Raw genomic sequence first — 17,093 nt, 5'->3', positions numbered from 1 at the left:
GGTGGACTACCACCAGGGAGCGGCAATCATGAAGACCACGGATCGTACGCCTGGGCCGAGGGTCATGTCTTACCGCTGCACGCAAGTGACCGATCCCTCAGCAACCAAGGGGACGCGGGAATGCTGCTGCCGGTAGCCTGACCTGTAGCACCACCCGTTGCCTAGCCAGGAGATCTCCGTGACTACCACAACCACTTCCGCGTCTGTCAGCAACCAGTCGCTCGCCGATCTCGATCCCGAGATCGCAGCAGTCCTCAACCAGGAACTCGGCCGCCAGCGCGGCACCCTGGAAATGATTGCGTCCGAAAACTTCGCCCCCCGCGCCGTCATGGAAGCCCAGGGCTCCGTCCTGACCAACAAGTACGCCGAGGGCTACCCGGGCCGCCGCTACTACGGCGGTTGCGAATACGTCGACGTCGCCGAGCAGCTTGCGATCGACCGCGTCAAGGAACTCTTCGGCGCCGAGTACGCCAACGTCCAGCCGCACTCCGGTGCCCAGGCCAACGCTGCAGCACTGTCCGCCATGATCACTCCGGGCGATAAGATCCTGGGCCTCTCGCTGGCACACGGCGGCCACCTGACCCACGGCATGAAGCTTAACTTCTCCGGCAAGCTCTACAACGTCGCTGCTTACCAGGTTGAGGAAGACAACTTCCGCATCGACATGGACAAGCTGCGCGAGCAGGCCATCGCCGAGAAGCCGCAGGTCATCATCGCCGGCTGGTCCGCGTACCCGCGCCACCTTGACTTCGCTGCCTTCCGCTCCATCGCGGACGAAGTTGGCGCCCTCCTCTGGACGGACATGGCACACTTCGCCGGCCTGGTTGCAGCAGGCCTGCACCCGAGCCCGGTCCCGTACTCCGACGTCGTCACCTCCACGGTTCACAAGACCCTCGCAGGTCCGCGTTCCGGTGTGATCCTGGCCAAGCAGGAGTGGGCCAAGAAGCTCAACTCCAACGTCTTCCCGGGCCAGCAGGGTGGACCGCTCATGCACGTCATCGCCGCCAAGGCTGTTGCCTTCAAGATCGCCGGCAGCGAAGAGTTCAAGGAGCGCCAGGAGCGCGTCCTCGAAGGTGCCAGGATCATCGCTGACCGCCTGAACCAGTCCGACGTCGCCGAAGCGGGCGTCTCGGTCCTCACCGGCGGCACCGACGTTCACCTGGTCCTCGTTGACCTCCGTAACTCGCAGCTGGACGGCCAGCAGGCCGAAGACCTCCTGCACTCCGTGGGTATCACCGTGAACCGCAACGCTGTTCCGTTCGACCCCCGCCCGCCGATGGTCACCTCCGGCCTCCGCATCGGTACACCTGCCCTGGCTACCCGCGGATTCGGTGCAACCGAGTTCACCGAGGTTGCCGAGATCATCGCCACCGCGCTCAAGGCAGGCTCCGCCGCCGACGTCGAAAGCCTCCAGGCCCGCGTCGACAAACTGGCCGCTGACTTCCCGCTGTACCCGCAGCACGAGCAGTGGTAATCCGCTTTTCCGCGGATAAATAAGCACCACCCGGGCCTTGAACCGGAGCCTACGGGATCCGCCGCCACACCTACGGCGGCGGATCCCGTTGGCATGAGCCATTAGGTCACCCACCAGAAAGAGCAGATGGAATGACACAGTCCACCGCACAGATCCTTGACGGCAAGGCCACCGCCGCAGCCATCAAGGCAGAACTGACCACTCGCGTTTCCGTCCTGGCCGCCAAGGGAATCGTCCCGGGCCTGGGCACCATCCTGGTGGGTTCCGACCCAGGCAGCACCTGGTATGTCGGCGGCAAGCACAAGGACTGCGCCGAGGTTGGTATCCAGTCCATCCGCCGCGACCTCCCCGAAGACATCAGCCAGGAAGACCTCCTGAAGGTGGTCCGCGAGCTCAACGACAACCCGGAATGCACCGGCTACATCGTCCAGCTGCCGCTGCCCAAGCACATCGACCAGGACGTCATCCTGGAAGCCATGGACCCTGACAAGGACGCCGACGGCCTGCACCCCATGAACCTTGGCCGCCTGGTGGCCAACGTCAACGGCGAAATGAAGTCGCCGCTGCCCTGCACGCCCAAGGGCTGTGTGGAGTTGCTCCGCCGTCACAACATTGAGCTCAAGGGCAAGCGTGTCCTGGTGGTTGGCCGCGGCGTAACGATCGGCCGCCCCATCGGCCTGCTGCTGACCCGCAAGGAAGTCAACGCCACGGTCATCCTCGCCCACACCGGAACGGTGGACCTGCCCGCGGAACTCAAGCAGGCCGACGTCGTGATTGCCGCTGCCGGCGTGCCGCACATGATCAAGGCCGGAGACCTCAAGCCGGGTGCCATTGTGCTCGACGTCGGCGTCAGCCGTGTGGACGACGGCAACGGTAAGGCTGTTGTCACCGGAGATGTGGACCCGGCAGCTGCCGACGTCGCCGCCTGGCTGTCCCCGAACCCCGGCGGCGTGGGCCCGATGACCCGTGCCATGCTGCTCGCGAACGTCGTGGAGAGTGCGGAGCGCCAGGCGGGCATCGCGTAGGTTTCCGCGAACCACAGCAAGGCCCATTACGGGGCTAAGCTGCCGAAGATGCCGTTCGCACGGCATCTTCGGCAGGGAACCCTCGAAATGGCCTCGCATAAGTCGGTGGGCGCTACTAGTCTGCTGAGGGTGCACAATGAAGCAATCCGCTCCGCAACTCCCACTGAATCGCCCCAATCCGGCTTCGACATGAACCGACCACTCGTCATCAGCGCGCGGAACCTCACCAAGGCCTATGGTGATCTCACCGCCGTGGACAACATCTCCTTCGACGTACCGGCGGGGGAGTCCTTCGGGCTGCTGGGCCCCAACGGTGCCGGCAAATCCACCACGATGAAAATGATCGGCGGCGTCTCCCAACGCACCTCGGGCACACTCAACATTATGGGCTTGGATCCTGAGTCTCACGGTCCGGAAGTCCGGGCGCATCTGGGTGTGGTCCCACAACAGGACAACCTGGATGAAGAGCTCAAGGTTCGCGAGAACCTGATCGTCTATGGACGCTATTTCGGCCTGCCTTTGAGCTATTTGCGCCCGAAAGCTGACGAGCTGCTGGAATTCGCGCAGCTGACGGACAAGGCCAATTCCAAGGTGGACGCGCTCTCCGGGGGCATGAAGCGACGGCTCACAATAGCCCGGTCGCTTATTAACGAGCCCCGCATTCTTCTCCTCGACGAACCCACCACGGGCCTGGATCCGCAGGCACGCCACATCCTCTGGGACCGGCTGTTCCGGCTCAAGGAAAGCGGGGTCACGCTCATCCTCACCACGCACTACATGGACGAGGCTGAGCAACTCTGCGACCGCCTAATCGTGGTGGACAAGGGCAGGATCATGGCCGAGGGATCGCCGGCCGCCCTGATTCGTGAGCATTCCTCGCGCGAAGTACTCGAGCTCAGGTTCGGGTCCGAGCGGAACGCCACCATCGGCGTCGAGCTTCAAGGCATCGGTGAGCGGCTGGAGACGCTGCCCGACCGCGTACTCGTCTACGCACACGACGGCGAGGCCGCCTTGGAGCAGGTCACTGCCCGCGGGCTGCACCCCTTGACTTCCTTGGTGCGTCGCTCGTCGCTGGAAGACGTGTTTCTGCGGCTTACCGGTAGGAGCCTCGTTGACTGAGTCGGTGAACAAACCACGCACGACGGCGGAGCTGCCGTTGCGTGCCCACTCACCTGAGGTTTCGGCCGCCCGGGCGCGACGCTGGGGTTCCTTTTTCTATGCAGAGCAAGTGCTCCGCGTCATGCGTAACTACGGCTGGTCCGTGATCCTGTACAGCGTGGGGCAGCCCGTGGCGTATCTCTTTGCCATGGGAGTGGGGCTCGCCAGCTTGGTGGACGCCAACAGCGCAGCGGCGTTCGGAGGTGTCAGCTACCTCGAGTTCGTGGCGCCTGCGCTGCTGGTTTCTGCGGCGGTGATGACGGCGTCGGGGGAATTCTCCTACCCCGTCATGGACGGGTTCAAATGGCGCCGGGTGTTCTATGGCCCGCATGCCTCGCCGCTGATTCCGGAGCAGATTGCCAGTGGCCACATCATGGCCAGTTCCCTGCGCTTCCTGTTGCAGTCGGTGGTCTATTTCGTGGTGGTGGCCATGTTTGGTGCTTCGCCGAGCCCGTGGGGTTGGGTGTCCGCGATCGTGGCCACAGTGGCAGCCCTGTCCTTCGGCCTGCCGTTGATGGCGTACGCGGCCAGCATCAAGCAGGACAAGGGGCAGTTCGCGTTGGTACAACGGTTCATCGTCATGCCCCTCTTCCTGTTCTCCGGGACCTTCTTCCCGCTTGATACGTTGCCGATCGCAGTTCGTTGGATCGGTTGGATCTCGCCCGTGTGGCACGGAACAGAGTTGGGCCGGGTGTTCACCTACGGCATGGACCACAACCCGCTGCTGACCATCACGCACGTGGTGTTCCTGCTGGTGACCGCCACTGTTGGTTGGGTGCTGGTCCGCCGCCAATTTGTGAAGAGGATGGGCTCATGAGCGTCCTGACCGGTGGCCACAGCGCCACGGATCTTGCCCGTGAGCGTAAGTTCGGTTCGCTCTACTCCCGCAACGCAAAAGCCGTGGTGGGCCGCGGGCTGACGGCTGCCAAGAGCAGCACGTGGCTGGTGATGGTGTCCGGGTTCTTTGAACCTGTGCTGTTCCTACTGGCCATGGGCGTGGGCATGGGCTCCATCGTGGGTACGGTCCAAGGTCCAGGCGGCGAGGAAATCAGCTACGCGGCGTACATTGCCCCGGCGCTACTTGCCGTTTCGGCCATGAATGGAGCCATCTATGACTCCACCTGGAACGTTTTCTTCAAGATGAACTTCGCCAAGCTGTACCAAGGGATGCTCTACACATCCCTGGGGCCGCTGGACGTTGCGATCGGCGAAATCTTCCTGGCTCTCCTTCGGGGCCTGCTGTACGCCACGGGATTCACCGCCGTCATGGGGGTGATGGGCCTGCTCACCAGTTGGTGGGCCATCCTGGTTATTCCCGCATCAGTGCTGATCGCGTTCGGTTTCGCGAGCTTCGGGATGGGCATCACCAGCTTCATGAAGACGTTCCAGCAGATGGACTGGATCAACTTCTTCCTGCTGCCCATGTTCCTGTTCAGTGCCACGTTCTACCCGCTCAGTGTCTACCCGCAGGTCATCCAGTGGTTCATCCAGGCCATGCCGTTGTGGCACGGGGTGGAACTTCTGCGCCAAATCAGCGTGGGCTCGTTCAGCCCGGCCACTGCCATCCACGTGGGTTACTACCTGGTGATGATCGCGCTAGGGATCATGCTGACCACCGCGAGGCTGCGCCAGCTGTTCCTGAAATGACTCCTGTGTTCGCCGTCCGTGGAAGCGGACGGGGCACCTTTCCGCATTTGAGAGAATGGGTTCATGCAATCTCTCGGTGACCCGCACCCGTCCACGTCCCCCGCCGGTAAAGGCATGTTCAAGGGCTTCCGCATCGGCGGCCTGGGGATGACAGTCGTCATCATCGCTTTCCTGGTAGCCGTCATCTTTGCGGCCAACCAGAACGATGTTGTGGGCTGGGTTGTGGCTGTGGTTGCTTTCGGGTGGCTTGCCCTTGCAACGTTCGTGGTGCTGAGCATCCGCAAGGCCGCGCAGCGGGCCGGCGCCAAGCTGACCGAAGCGCAAAATGCCTTCAACGCCGCAGCTGGCCGCGCGCCGTCGTCGTCCGCCGCTGACAACGGTGGCACGCGCGTAGTTGCCGAGCGCAGCAAAGCCGATGAAGTCCGTGACCTCAAGCTGGACCACTCATTCAAGATTGTCCAGGTGCAGGTCCGCGTGGTGGACGAGGAACGAGCCAAGGGGGCGACGGCCAACCAGGACACCATCAATCGGGCGCTGGAAACCATCGCTATTACAGCAACAAATGCACGGGACATGATCAAGTCTTCGGGTGGCTCGGACGAGCCCGTTGCCGGCACCATCATCGACTAGAGTAGAGCGGGTGAGTACGGCATTGAAGAAGGACTTCCTTCGCATCGCATCAGTTAACGTCAATGGCCTGCGGGCTGCCTACAAGAACGGCATGGCGGAATGGCTGGAGCCTCGCGAGGTAGACATCCTCTGCTTGCAGGAAGTCCGTGCCCCTGACGACATCGTCAGGAAGCTGATCGGCGAAGGCTGGCACATCCTTCACAGTGAGGCTGAGGCCAAGGGCCGTGCCGGTGTGGCCATTGCTTCCCGCGAGGAGCCCACAGCCACCCGCGTTGGTGTCGGCGACGACTACTTCGATACGTCCGGGCGCTGGGTCGAAGCGGACTTCACCGTCAGGAACACAGCCGGCGACCCCACCACCCTCACCGTTGTCAGTGCCTATGTGCACTCCGGAGAAGTGGGAACCCCCAAGCAGGATGATAAGTTCCGTTTCCTCGATGCCATGACTGTCCGCCTGCCTGAGCTCGCGAAACACAGCGACCATGCTTTGGTGGTTGGCGACCTTAACGTAGGACACACTGAACTCGACATCAAGAACTGGAAGGGCAACGTCAAGCGTGCCGGCTTCCTCCCGGAGGAGCGGGCATACTTTGACCGCTTCCTCGGCGACGAAATCGGATGGAGGGATGTGCACAGGGGCCTGGCAGGTAATGTCGCCGGCCCCTACACCTGGTGGTCCCAGCGCGGTAAGGCCTTTGACACGGACACAGGCTGGCGCATCGACTACCACTTGGCCACTCCGGACCTCGCAGCAGCCGCTTTCTCGGCTGTGGTGGACCGGGCACCCTCGTGGGACACCCGCTTCTCTGACCATGCACCGCTGGTAGTCGACTACCGGCTCTAAGCTTCCTAAGGTATTGCGACATGACTAGTTCCACCACGACTGAAACCGGCGCATCGCCTGATGCTGCGACCGACCCCAAGCCCGTGACGTCCACCAAGCTTGCCGTCGGCGCCAAGCACCGGGTCCTGTCCGGCATGCAGCCCTCCGCCGATTCCCTGCATCTTGGCAACTACCTCGGCGCCCTGGTCAACTGGGTCCGGATGCAGGACGAGTACGACGCCGTGTACTTCATTCCTGACCTGCACGCCATCACAGTGCCCCAAGATCCGGCCGAGCTCGCCCGGCGCACCAGGGTTACGGCGGCGCAGTACATCGCCGGCGGCGTGGACGTGAATAAGTGCACCCTCTTCGTCCAGTCCCAGGTTCCTGAGCATGCCCAGTTGGCGTGGGTCCTGAACTGCATCACGGGCATGGGCGAAGCCGCCCGCATGACCCAGTTCAAGGACAAGGCACAGAAGCAGGGTTCGGACCACGCCAGCGTCGGCCTGTTCACGTACCCCATCCTGCAGGCCGCTGACATCCTGCTGTACCAGCCGCACGGCGTGCCGGTGGGTGAAGACCAGCGCCAGCACGTGGAATTGAGCCGTGACCTCGCCAACCGCTTCAACAGCCGGTTCGGCGAGACGTTCCAAGTGCCTGAGGCCTTCATCCAGAAGGAATCAGCCAAGATTTACGATCTCCAGAACCCCACCGCCAAGATGTCCAAGTCCGCGGAATCACCAGCCGGCCTGATCAACCTGCTGGATGACCCAAAGACTGTGGCCAAGCGGATTAAATCAGCTGTAACGGACACCGAAACCGAGATCCGCTACGATCGCGAGAATAAGCCGGGCGTATCCAACCTGCTGACCATCTACTCGGCCATCAGCGGTACGCCGGTGGACAAGATCGTGGCTGACTATCAAGGGAAGATGTACGGCCATTTGAAGGTTGACTTGGCCGAACTCGTTTCCGGACACTTGGCACCCATCCGGGAACGTGCCAACGAACTCCTGGCCGACCCCGCAGAACTCGACAGGCTACTGGCCCTCGGCGCGGACAAGGCACGTGACATTGCGGCCGCGACCCTCGCGGATGTCTACTCCAAGGTTGGTTTCCTGCCCTACCGCGGCGATGAATCCCGCGGGAACCAGGGAGTCCGCTAAGTCCATGTGCTCAGCTGGCCAGCTCAACGTCAAGACCGGCACCCGAGAGGGTGCCGGTCCGGACGACTCCCGCCAGCCCGCTGTTTCCGGCACCGATTGCGGCGCTGGAGACACCATGTGCGTCGGCGTGATCCTTGGCTTCCCACCGGAGATCGCCCGTGAACTCCAGGAATGGAGGGCCTCCTTCGGTGATCCGATGGCTGAGGTCATTCCTGCCCACATCACCCTGATCACCACCACACCCACCCAGGACTGGGCCGCCACCCGGGAGCACGTCAGGGAAGTCGCAAGGACCCAGGAACCTTTCGAAATCACCATTTCAGGCACGGGATCTTTCCGTCCCATCTCGCCGGTGGTGTTCGTGAACGTCGAGGAAGGCTTTGAGGAGTGCGTGCAGTTGCACGAGAAACTTCAAACAGGCCCACTCGAGCGGAGGTTGCCCTTCCCGTACCACCCGCACGTGACCGTAGCGCACGATGTCGCCCAGGAAAACCTTGACGAGGCCGAAACGGTCCTCAGGGATTACCGGGCGACGTTCCCTGTGGTTAGCATGGGACTTTACGAGCACGACACCAATGGAATTTGGCAGCTACGGGAAGAGCTCGACTTTGGCGGCGATACTGACGAAGCACAGCAAGCGGATCCAAGCCGCAGAGGCGGACGTTCCTCCGCTGCCAACTGAGCTGGCGAAACTCAAACTCCAACTTCTCCGCAAAAGGCAGGAATGGGGCCATGCGAAGCGCGCAGGCGAGGGCTTGCCGAAGAAGGTTGGTGCCTTCTTTGCACTCTTTCTCGCGAGGCTGAACACCAACCGGGCCATGCGTTCCTTTCAGCACTACACCCGGCAGCACGGGCCATTGTTGAGCGCCGGTATCGGCTTCAACATGTTTTTCTCCGTGACCGGTCTGCTCACTACTGGCTTCGCCATTGCAGGAATAGTTCTGGGCGGTAATCCCGCACTGCAGGATGCCGTAATCGAGAGTGTGGCAGCGGCTGCCCCGGGGCTCCTTCAGGTGGATGGCGGCGAAGGGCTGGTGGATCCACAATCCTTGCTTAACCCGTCGGGGCTCGGGTGGACGGCCCTCATCGCAGCGGTTGTCACAGTTTTTGTTTCCCTTGGCTGGATTGCCAGCATCAGGGAAGGTCTTCGGGGGATCATGAAAGCTGATCCCCTGGTGCGCAATCCGATCCTTCAAAAGCTCATCGACGCCGGCACCCTGCTGCTCCTCGGCGTCATCCTTGTGATCAGCGCAGGTGTCTCGCTCGTCTTTGGCACCGCAGCGGGCTGGCTCATAGCTTTGCTCAAATTGGACGAAGGCGTTGCCGAGCCCGTAGCAGCCACGGTCAAGATCGTCGTCCCGCTCCTCCTGAACTGCGCGACGGCGGCAGTGCTGTTCCGCATTGCAGGTGGGCTGAAGCTGGGGCGCCGCTCATTCCTGGAGGGCGTGGTGCTGGCAGGCGTGGGGACAACGGTCCTGCAATTCTTCAGCACCGAACTTTTGGCCCGGTCAGGCAACAATCCGGTTCTGGCATCGTTTGCCATTATCATCGGCCTGCTCATCTGGTTCAATCTTGTGAGCCAGGTGTACCTCGTCTCGGCGTCGTGGTCTGCTATTCGCGAGGCTGACACGGCGTCGGGGGAGTCGCCGCGCAAGAAAGTCCTGGGTTCGCGGCGCGTGGCGCCCCGCACCTGAAAGTTTTAGCTGGAGGCCGCATGAACAACCAACTGTGGATCGCCTGCCTGCTTGGGGCTGCAGCCGGACTCGTCGTTGGCCAGCTGATCTTCAATTCGCCCTTTCTGGGCATCCTCATTGGCGTTGGCCTTGGTGCCTTGGTGGGCGCCGCTTTGGGACCCCGCCGGGGTTAGCAGGCGAGGTCCTGTTGCGATAATATCCCAAGGCGGCCATCGGCAAGTAAGTACCCATGTAGGTCGCAGATCAGGCCGTTATGAGTGCTCAGAACGACCTGATCTGTTACTTACTTGGGTGGGGGCGGGTTATCCAGCGTCGCTGACCTCGAGGTAGGGGTCCGCCCAAGCGCTGATGATCCGTGCAACCCGTGCTGCCTGACCCTTCCCGGTGAGGAGATGTTCGCTGCCCTCCAGGGAGATAAAACTCCGGGGGTGGCGGGCGGTGCGGAAAATTTCGCTGGCGTTATCGATCCCCACAGTGTTGTCGGTGGGGGAGTGCATCACCATCAGCGGCTTGTGGAGGGTGCGGATGCAGTCGCGCAGATCGGCGCGTTCCACATCCTCCACAAAGTGGCGCCGGACCTCCATGGGCCGTCCCCCAAGGTCAACCACAGCGCTGCCGTCCCGCAGGATGGAGTCGATTTCCGTGTCGAACATGTGCTCAACGTGTTTGGGTTCGTAGGGTGCACCAACCGTCACCACGGCGTTGAGGCCGGGGATGTCGCGGGCTGCGGCGAGAACCGCTGCACCTCCGAACGAGTGGCCCACCAAGAGTGAGATTCCCCGGCCTTCCTCCCGCATGAAGTCCGCAGCCAGGATGGTGTCGGCTACTTTGACGCTGAACGACCCCGCAGACCATTCACCTGCGGAGTTGCCCAAGCCGAGGTTGTCGAAGCGCAGCATCCCCACACCCTGCTCGGCGAGTCCTTTGCAGATCCGGGATGCGGCGGGGCTGTCCTTGCCGAGCGTCAGGCCGTGCGAGTACAGCCCCCAACCCCGGACGGGTCCTTCGGGCACGTCCACGATGCCGGCCAGGGTGTCGCCAGTACTTCCCGTGAAGCTGATCTTCTCAGAGCGTGACACGCTGATCTCCTTGCGTTGGATGAGGGTTGCGGTGATGACAGGCTACGACACTGGATTAACGACGACGGCGCCGCTCACCATCAGTGGTGAGCGGCGCCGTCGTCGTTTGGTTCCTTAGGAGACCGGCAAAACTAGATCTTGCGGGCCAGAATGGCCTGCTTGACCTCGGCGATTGCTTGGGTCACCTGGATGCCACGGGGGCATGCTTCCGAGCAGTTGAAGGTGGTGCGGCAGCGCCACACGCCTTCTTTGTCGTTCAGGATCTCAAGGCGCATGTCTCCGGCGTCATCACGGGAATCGAAGATGAAGCGGTGTGCGTTGACGATCGCTGCCGGGCCAAAGTACTGGCCATCGGTCCAGAAGACCGGGCAGGAGGACGTGCACGCAGCGCACAGGATGCACTTGGTGGTGTCGTCAAAGCGCTCACGGTCCTCAACGGACTGCAGGCGTTCCTTGGTGGGCTCGTGGCCCTTGTTGATCAGGAACGGCATGACTTCGCGGAAGGACTGGAAGAAGGGTTCCATGTCCACAATCAGGTCCTTCTCCACGGGAAGGCCCTTGATGGGCTCCACGGTGATGGGCTTGGTGGTGTCCAGGTCCTTCAGGAGAGTCTTGCAGGCCAGGCGGTTGCGGCCGTTGATGCGCATGGCATCAGAACCACAAACACCGTGGGCGCAGGAACGGCGGAACGATACGGAGCCGTCGATTTCCCACTTGACCTTGTGGAGGGCATCCAACACGCGGTCCGTGCCGTACATGGTCAGTTTGTAGTCGTCCCAGCGTGCTTCGTCCGAGATTTCGGGATCGTAGCGGCGCACGCGCAGCGTGATATGGAACGTGGGAATTTCACCGTCGCCGGCAACACTTGCCGGAAGCTCGATCTTGGAAGCGGGCTCTGCCATTTCGGTCGTCATTAGTACTTACGCTCCATCGGCTCGTAACGGGTGAAGATGACGGGCTTGGTCTCAAGACGGATGCCCGCGACGGATTCCGCCGAGGAGTCGACGGTGACGGACGTGTCCAGGTAAGCCATGGAGTGCTTCATGAACTTTTCGTCGTTGCGGTCCGGGAAGTCCTCGCGGTAGTGACCACCGCGGGATTCTTCACGGTGGAGGGCACCAACGGTCATGACCTTGGCCATGTCCAGCAGGAAGCCAAGCTCCACGGCCTCCAGGAGGTCAAGGTTGAAGCGCTTGCCCTTGTCCTGCACAGTGACGTGCTTGTAGCGCTCTTCGAACGAGGCGATGTCGCGAAGGACCTGCTCCAGCGATTCCTTGGTGCGGAACACCTGCATGTTGGCGTCCATGGTGTCCTGCAGTTCCTTGCGGATTTGGGCAACACGCTCGGTGCCATTGCCCGTCAGCAGGCCGTCCAGGATGCCGCGGGTCATTGCCTCAGGGTCCTCGGGAAGCTCGACGAACTCAGCGGTCTTCGAGTACTCCGCAGCGGCAATACCGGCGCGCTTACCGAACACGTTGATGTCCAGTAGCGAGTTGGTGCCGAGACGATTCGAACCGTGCACGGAAACGCAAGCAACTTCACCGGCTGCGTAGAGGCCCGGCACAATGGTGTCGTTGTCCTGCAGCACTTCGGTGGTGATGTTGGTGGGGATGCCGCCCATAGCGTAGTGCGCCGTGGGGAAGACGGGGACAGGGTCGGTGAACGGCTCCACACCCAGGTAGGTGCGGGCGAACTCCGTGATGTCCGGAAGCTTGGCCTCGATGTGTGCAGGCTCAAGGTGGGTCAGGTCCAGGAGGACGTAGTCCTTGTTGGGGCCGCAGCCGCGGCCTTCGCGCACTTCGTTGGCCATGGCGCGGGCCACGATGTCGCGGGGTGCGAGGTCCTTGATGGTAGGGGCGTAACGCTCCATGAAGCGCTCACCCTCCGAGTTACGCAGGATGGCACCTTCACCACGTGCGCCCTCGGTAAGGAGGATGCCCAGGCCGGCGAGGCCGGTCGGGTGGAACTGGAAGAACTCCATGTCTTCCAAGGGGATGCCGCGACGGAACGCGATGCCCATGCCATCACCGGTGAGGGTGTGTGCGTTGGAGGTGGTTTTGAAGACCTTGCCGGCGCCGCCGGAGGCGAACACCACGGACTTGGCCTGGAACACGTGCAGTTCGCCGGAGGCGAGGTCGTAGGAGACCACGCCGGCGACACGCTTCTGCTTGTAGGGGGTTCCGTCTTCGCGTACTGCGTCTTCTTCGACGATCAGCAGGTCCAGGACGTAGTACTCGTTGTAGAACTCAACGTTGTGCTTGACGCAGTTTTGGTACAGCGTCTGCAGGATCATGTGGCCCGTACGGTCGGCTGCATAGCAAGCGCGGCGGACGGGTGCCTTGCCGTGGTCACGGGTGTGGCCACCGAAGCGGCGCTGGTCAATCCGGCCCTCGGGCGTGCGGTTGAAGGGCAGACCCATCTTTTCCAGGTCCAGCACGGCGTCGATGGCTTCCTTCGCCATGACCTCGGCTGCGTCCTGGTCAACCAGGTAGTCGCCGCCCTTGATGGTGTCAAAGGTGTGCCATTCCCAGTTGTCTTCTTCGACGTTGGCCAGTGCTGCGCACATTCCACCCTGGGCCGCACCGGTGTGCGAGCGGGTGGGGTAGAGCTTGGTCAGTACCGCGGTGCGTGCTCGCTGACCGGATTCGATCGCGGCGCGCATGCCGGCGCCACCTGCACCGACAATGACGACGTCGTACTTATGGACCTGCATACCAGATGCTCTCTCTTTCAAAATTCAGATGGTCGGCGGAGGCTGCTCCGCTACGTCAGGCGAACCGGTTCACTCAAAGGAGTAACCGGAGGGCGCCGCTACGGGGCCGGGCAGAAACCGCCAGGCAACTGGACGCCGTCGACGACGGGGCACGGGTCGAAGGTGAAGATCACCAGTGTGCCGAGGATGATGATGACCAGGGTGGCCGCGTAGAGGACCATCTTGAGCCAGAAGCGCGTGGAATCCTTCTCGGCGTAGTCGTTGATGATGGTGCGGACGCCATTGGTTCCGTGCAGCATGGCAAGCCACAACATGGCAAGGTCCCAGAACTGCCAGAACGGATCGGCCCACTTGCCGGCAACGAAGCCGAAGTCGATGGCGTGGATGCCCTCGCCCACCAGCAGGTTCACGAACAGGTGGCCGAAGATCAGCACCACCAGGACGATGCCGGAGAGGCGCATGAAGAGCCAGGCGATCATTTCGAAGTTGCCACGGCTGGAGCCGGTGCGGTTGTACTTCGGAGCGATCTTGCCGGAGCCGATTTTTCCACTGCGTGGGGATTCGATGGTTGTCATGGCTTAGTGGCCTCCCAGCGCGAGGGAAAGGTGGCGGATGGCGAAGCCTGCGAACGTGACAAGCCACAGCGCAAGCACGACCCACAGCAACTGGCGCTGGTACTTCGCGCCCTTCTTCCAGAAGTCGATGGCGATCACACGCAGGCCGTTGAAGGCGTGGAAAATGATCGCGGCGACCAGGCCCGTTTCACCCAGGGCCATGAGGGGGTTCTTGTATGCGCCAATGACGGCGGTGTAGGCCTCAGGGGACACGCGCACCAATGAGGTGTCCAGCACATGGACCAACAAGAAGAAAAAGATCACTACACCTGTAATGCGGTGTCCAACCCAGGACCACATGCCTTCACGGCCGCGGTACAAGGTGCCAGCTGGTTTTGTCGGCACTGATTAAACCTTCCTGCAACACAGCGGCGCTGGCATGGGATCCACGCGGGGGGAACGCCTGCTGCGAGAGCACTCGTAGCTCACGCCTAAATCTAGGCTTCGCTAACAGCATATTCAATTTAGGACGGGCTTCTCTGCTTGTTAATTCCATGTTTCCTGCCGATATTCAGGCGATTTTCGGCAGTGCCTGAGACGAACGCCACACGTGTGTCCCGCTGCGGGGGCTTGTCGCCCGGCACAGGATAAAGTGTTGCGGTGAGTACAGAAGACGCGAAATACCCGGAATCGCCATTGAACCGCTTCCATGCGGTTATTCCGGCGGGCGGTGTGGGGACCCGGCTATGGCCACTCTCGCGTGCCGCTGCGCCCAAGTTCCTCCACGATCTGACCGGTTCGGGCAGCACGTTGTTGAGGGCTACCTATGACCGCCTGGAACCGCTGGCCGGTGAACGGGTCCTTGTTGTTACCGGCGAAGCGCACCGCGCAGCCGTATGCCGCCAACTCCCCGAAGTCGGGGACGACGAGTTGGTGCTGGAAAGTGAGCCCAAGGACTCCGGTGCCGCCATCGGGCTCGCCGCAGCCATCCTTTACCGTCGCGATCCGGACACCATCATGGGTTCGTTTGCGGCGGACCATGTCATCAGCCCGGACAACCTGTTTCAAGAGACTGTGCGCGAGGCCATCTACACCGCGGCTACAGGGAAGATCGTCACCATCGGCATCAAGCCCACTCATCCATCTGTCGGATTTGGATACATCCGCTCCGGTGCGGCGTTGAATGTTGACGGTGCCCCGAACGCACTTGCTGTTGCTGAGTTCGTGGAGAAGCCCAGCCAGGAAGTGGCTAACAAATACGTCGAAGCGGGGGACTACGTCTGGAATGCGGGCATGTTTGTCGCTCCGGTGGCGCTCATGCTCAAGCACCTGGAAGCCAACCAGCCGGAGTTGTTCAAGGGCCTCCAGGAAATCGCCGAGGCGTGGGACACGCCGGAGCGCTCGGAAGTGACGTCGCGCGTGTGGCCCACGTTGCCGAAAATCGCCATCGATTACGCCGTGGCTGAGCCCGCAGCGGAAGCTGGCGACGTCGCCGTCGTGCCTGGTACTTTCCGTTGGGACGACGTCGGCGACTTCGCCGCGATCGGCCGCCTCAACAATGCCGGCGATGTTGATGAAGTGACGGTGCTTGGTGAAGGTGCACGTGTGTTCGCGGAGAATGCCAGTGGCGTGGTGGTTTCCGATACCAAGCGCGTCATCGCGTTGATCGGCATCAAGGACGTGGTCATTGTGGACACGCCGGACGCGCTCCTTGTTACAACCAAGGAACACGCGCAACTGGTCAAGGGCACTGTTGACGCCCTCAAAGCCAGTGGCGACACGGACGTGCTCTAAGGCATCCGCTTATACCGTGAGCCACCTCTTTGGTTGTCCTGCGTCTGAACGCAGCGTAACCAAGAGGTGGCTTTCGTTCTTCGGGTCCCCCGCATGGCTAGAGTTGTGACGTGCGCAATTACACGACTGAAACCGAGCCCGCTCCCGTTGTGAGTCCTTGGGTTGATGAACTGCTTCCCGGACTCATCGACTTCCGGCGTGACCTCCATGCGCACCCCGAGCTTTCCTTCAAGGAATTCCGCACCACCGACAAACTGGTGGAGCGGCTTGAAGCAGCCGGATTGAAGCCGCGGCGCCTGGAGGAGACCGGACTGACGGTGGACGTGGGCGAGGGCCCCATTGCTACGGCCCTTCGCGGGGACATCGACGCACTGCCGATCATTGAGGAAACCGGCCTGCCGTTCGCGTCGAAGAACCATGGCGTTACCCACGCTTGCGGCCACGACGTCCACACCACTGCGATGCTCGGCATTGCCTTGACGCTGCAACGGATGCACAAGAACAATCCGCTGGGCGGGACGGTCCGGATCATCTTCCAGCCTGCCGAGGAGACCATGCCCGGCGGTGCACTGTCCTGCATTGAGCAGGGAGTGCTTGAAGGTGTGCCGCGTATCCTGGCGCTGCACTGCGATCCCCGGATCAACGTGGGCCAGATCGGCACCCGCATCGGTGCCATCACCTCCGCCTCGGACACCATTAAAATTGAGCTCTCCGGCCGAGGCGGACACACGTCGCGGCCGCACCTGACCGAGGACCTTGTCTTCGCGTTGGCGCAAATAGCGGTCAACGTGCCGGCTGTCCTTTCCCGCCGGGTGGATGTCCGCAGCGGCGTATCGGTGGTGTGGGGCCAGATTTCAGCGGGCTCCGCACCGAACGCCATCCCGGGCACCGGCTACATGGCGGGCACCATGCGTTGCCTCGATCGCGATGCCTGGCACAGTGCGGGGGAGCTGCTGGACGACGTCGTGAGGCAGGTCGCCGCGCCCTACGGCGTGGACGTCCACTTGGAGCACACCCGTGGCGTACCGCCTGTAGTGAACTCTGAGCACGAAACGGCCCTCATCGAAGCCTCAGCCCGCGCGGAACTTGGCGAAAATGCGGTGGTCCTCACGCCGCAGTCCATGGGTGGCGAGGACTTTGCCTGGTTCTTGGCCGACCTGCCAGGGGCCATGATGCGGCTGGGCACGCACACCCCCGGCGGCGAAGAATACGACCTCCACCGTGGCGACTTCATCGTTGACGAGCGTGCTCTCGGCTACGCCATCCGCGTCCTGACAGCAGCTGCCCTGCGCACCATCCGCGACCTCGAACCGTAACCCAGCTGAGTCGCAGTTCA

The 17,093-nt window shown here is 62.3% G+C and carries 18 protein-coding genes; 13 read left to right on the top strand and 5 right to left on the bottom strand.

Annotated features, from left to right (window positions below):
- Window positions 1-178 precede the first annotated feature (178 nt).
- From glyA to RIF72_RS09490, 11 genes are all read left to right on the top strand, one after another.
- Window positions 179-1,474 carry a serine hydroxymethyltransferase gene (glyA, locus tag RIF72_RS09540; protein WP_309074572.1) on the top strand — a complete coding sequence of 432 codons (1,296 nt, stop codon included), beginning with the start codon at window positions 179-181 and terminating at the stop codon, window positions 1,472-1,474.
- A 131-nt stretch (window positions 1,475-1,605) separates the two neighbouring features.
- Window positions 1,606-2,499, top strand: coding sequence for a bifunctional methylenetetrahydrofolate dehydrogenase/methenyltetrahydrofolate cyclohydrolase (locus RIF72_RS09535; RefSeq protein WP_309074571.1), 894 nt, complete (start codon window positions 1,606-1,608; stop codon window positions 2,497-2,499).
- A gap of 189 nt (window positions 2,500-2,688) precedes the next feature.
- Window positions 2,689-3,618, top strand: a complete 930-nt coding sequence (locus RIF72_RS09530; protein ID WP_309074638.1) for an ABC transporter ATP-binding protein — start codon at window positions 2,689-2,691, stop codon at window positions 3,616-3,618.
- A 4-nt stretch (window positions 3,619-3,622) separates the two neighbouring features.
- On the top strand, window positions 3,623-4,474 hold the full coding sequence (locus RIF72_RS09525; RefSeq protein ID WP_309074570.1) for an ABC transporter permease: 852 nt from the start codon (window positions 3,623-3,625) through the stop codon (window positions 4,472-4,474).
- Complete coding sequence (locus RIF72_RS09520; RefSeq protein ID WP_309074569.1) at window positions 4,471-5,304, top strand: ABC transporter permease; 834 nt, start codon at window positions 4,471-4,473, stop codon at window positions 5,302-5,304. The genes RIF72_RS09525 and RIF72_RS09520 overlap by 4 nt, the downstream gene beginning before the upstream one ends.
- A 63-nt stretch (window positions 5,305-5,367) precedes the next feature.
- The gene (locus RIF72_RS09515; RefSeq protein WP_309074568.1) at window positions 5,368-5,934 is read left to right on the top strand and encodes a hypothetical protein; all 567 of its coding nucleotides are present in this window, start codon (window positions 5,368-5,370) and stop codon (window positions 5,932-5,934) included.
- A gap of 10 nt (window positions 5,935-5,944) precedes the next feature.
- Window positions 5,945-6,778, top strand: coding sequence for an exodeoxyribonuclease III (locus tag RIF72_RS09510; RefSeq protein ID WP_309074567.1), 834 nt, complete (start codon window positions 5,945-5,947; stop codon window positions 6,776-6,778).
- 20 nt (window positions 6,779-6,798) lie between these two features.
- Window positions 6,799-7,923: a tryptophan--tRNA ligase gene (gene trpS / locus RIF72_RS09505; RefSeq protein ID WP_309074566.1), complete on the top strand. Its 1,125-nt coding sequence runs from the start codon at window positions 6,799-6,801 to the stop codon at window positions 7,921-7,923.
- Window positions 7,924-7,927: 4 nt separating this feature from the next.
- Window positions 7,928-8,605, top strand: coding sequence for a 2'-5' RNA ligase family protein (locus RIF72_RS09500; protein WP_309074565.1), 678 nt, complete (start codon window positions 7,928-7,930; stop codon window positions 8,603-8,605).
- On the top strand, window positions 8,532-9,617 hold the full coding sequence (locus RIF72_RS09495; protein ID WP_309074637.1) for a YihY/virulence factor BrkB family protein: 1,086 nt from the start codon (window positions 8,532-8,534) through the stop codon (window positions 9,615-9,617). The genes RIF72_RS09500 and RIF72_RS09495 overlap by 74 nt, the downstream gene beginning before the upstream one ends.
- A 20-nt stretch (window positions 9,618-9,637) precedes the next feature.
- Window positions 9,638-9,790, top strand: a complete 153-nt coding sequence (locus RIF72_RS09490; RefSeq protein ID WP_309074564.1) for a hypothetical protein — start codon at window positions 9,638-9,640, stop codon at window positions 9,788-9,790.
- 129 nt (window positions 9,791-9,919) lie between these two features.
- On the opposite strand, the gene RIF72_RS09485 is transcribed toward RIF72_RS09490, so the two are convergent.
- The 5 genes from RIF72_RS09485 to sdhC form a co-directional block, all read right to left on the bottom strand.
- Window positions 9,920-10,696 (bottom strand): alpha/beta fold hydrolase, encoded by a 777-nt coding sequence (locus RIF72_RS09485; RefSeq protein ID WP_309074563.1) that lies wholly within the window; start codon window positions 10,694-10,696, stop codon window positions 9,920-9,922.
- 131 nt (window positions 10,697-10,827) lie between these two features.
- The gene (locus RIF72_RS09480) at window positions 10,828-11,610 is read right to left on the bottom strand and encodes a succinate dehydrogenase iron-sulfur subunit (RefSeq protein WP_011773975.1); all 783 of its coding nucleotides are present in this window, start codon (window positions 11,608-11,610) and stop codon (window positions 10,828-10,830) included.
- Window positions 11,610-13,409: a succinate dehydrogenase flavoprotein subunit gene (gene sdhA / locus RIF72_RS09475; RefSeq protein ID WP_309074562.1), complete on the bottom strand. Its 1,800-nt coding sequence runs from the start codon at window positions 13,407-13,409 to the stop codon at window positions 11,610-11,612. Before sdhA ends, RIF72_RS09480 begins: the two co-directional genes overlap by 1 nt.
- A gap of 98 nt (window positions 13,410-13,507) precedes the next feature.
- A complete protein-coding gene (locus tag RIF72_RS09470) occupies window positions 13,508-13,984 on the bottom strand; it encodes a succinate dehydrogenase hydrophobic membrane anchor subunit (RefSeq protein ID WP_309074561.1) in 477 nt (158 codons plus the stop codon).
- Window positions 13,985-13,987: 3 nt separating this feature from the next.
- Entirely contained in the window at window positions 13,988-14,368 is a 381-nt protein-coding gene (gene sdhC, locus RIF72_RS09465) for a succinate dehydrogenase, cytochrome b556 subunit (RefSeq protein WP_011773978.1), read from the bottom strand.
- 255 nt (window positions 14,369-14,623) lie between these two features.
- On the opposite strand from sdhC, the gene RIF72_RS09460 reads away from it, so the two are divergent.
- Window positions 14,624-15,757: a mannose-1-phosphate guanylyltransferase gene (locus tag RIF72_RS09460; protein WP_309074560.1), complete on the top strand. Its 1,134-nt coding sequence runs from the start codon at window positions 14,624-14,626 to the stop codon at window positions 15,755-15,757.
- 110 nt (window positions 15,758-15,867) lie between these two features.
- Window positions 15,868-17,073, top strand: a complete 1,206-nt coding sequence (locus RIF72_RS09455; protein ID WP_309074559.1) for an amidohydrolase — start codon at window positions 15,868-15,870, stop codon at window positions 17,071-17,073.
- Window positions 17,074-17,093 lie beyond the last annotated feature (20 nt).

It is taken from the genome of Paenarthrobacter sp. (assembly GCF_031180005.1).
GTDB lineage: Bacteria > Actinomycetota > Actinomycetes > Actinomycetales > Micrococcaceae > Arthrobacter.
The sequence above is the reverse complement of the archived record's forward strand: the minus strand, read 5'-3'. Positions and strand labels throughout refer to the sequence as shown.

What these genes read in the sequence shown, in the direction of transcription:
- RIF72_RS09535 (WP_309074571.1), top strand. Translation starts at nt 1,606, where the DNA reads ATGACACAGTCCACCGCACAGATCCTTGACGGCAAGGCCACCGCCGCA.
- RIF72_RS09530 (WP_309074638.1), top strand. Translation starts at nt 2,689, where the DNA reads ATGAACCGACCACTCGTCATCAGCGCGCGGAACCTCACCAAGGCCTAT.
- RIF72_RS09520 (WP_309074569.1), top strand. Translation starts at nt 4,471, where the DNA reads ATGAGCGTCCTGACCGGTGGCCACAGCGCCACGGATCTTGCCCGTGAG.
- RIF72_RS09515 (WP_309074568.1), top strand. Translation starts at nt 5,368, where the DNA reads ATGCAATCTCTCGGTGACCCGCACCCGTCCACGTCCCCCGCCGGTAAA.
- trpS (WP_309074566.1), top strand. Translation starts at nt 6,799, where the DNA reads ATGACTAGTTCCACCACGACTGAAACCGGCGCATCGCCTGATGCTGCG.
- RIF72_RS09500 (WP_309074565.1), top strand. Translation starts at nt 7,928, where the DNA reads ATGTGCTCAGCTGGCCAGCTCAACGTCAAGACCGGCACCCGAGAGGGT.
- RIF72_RS09490 (WP_309074564.1), top strand. Translation starts at nt 9,638, where the DNA reads ATGAACAACCAACTGTGGATCGCCTGCCTGCTTGGGGCTGCAGCCGGA.
- RIF72_RS09480 (WP_011773975.1), bottom strand. Translation starts at nt 11,610, where the DNA reads ATGACGACCGAAATGGCAGAGCCCGCTTCCAAGATCGAGCTTCCGGCA.
- sdhA (WP_309074562.1), bottom strand. Translation starts at nt 13,409, where the DNA reads ATGCAGGTCCATAAGTACGACGTCGTCATTGTCGGTGCAGGTGGCGCC.
- RIF72_RS09470 (WP_309074561.1), bottom strand. Translation starts at nt 13,984, where the DNA reads ATGACAACCATCGAATCCCCACGCAGTGGAAAAATCGGCTCCGGCAAG.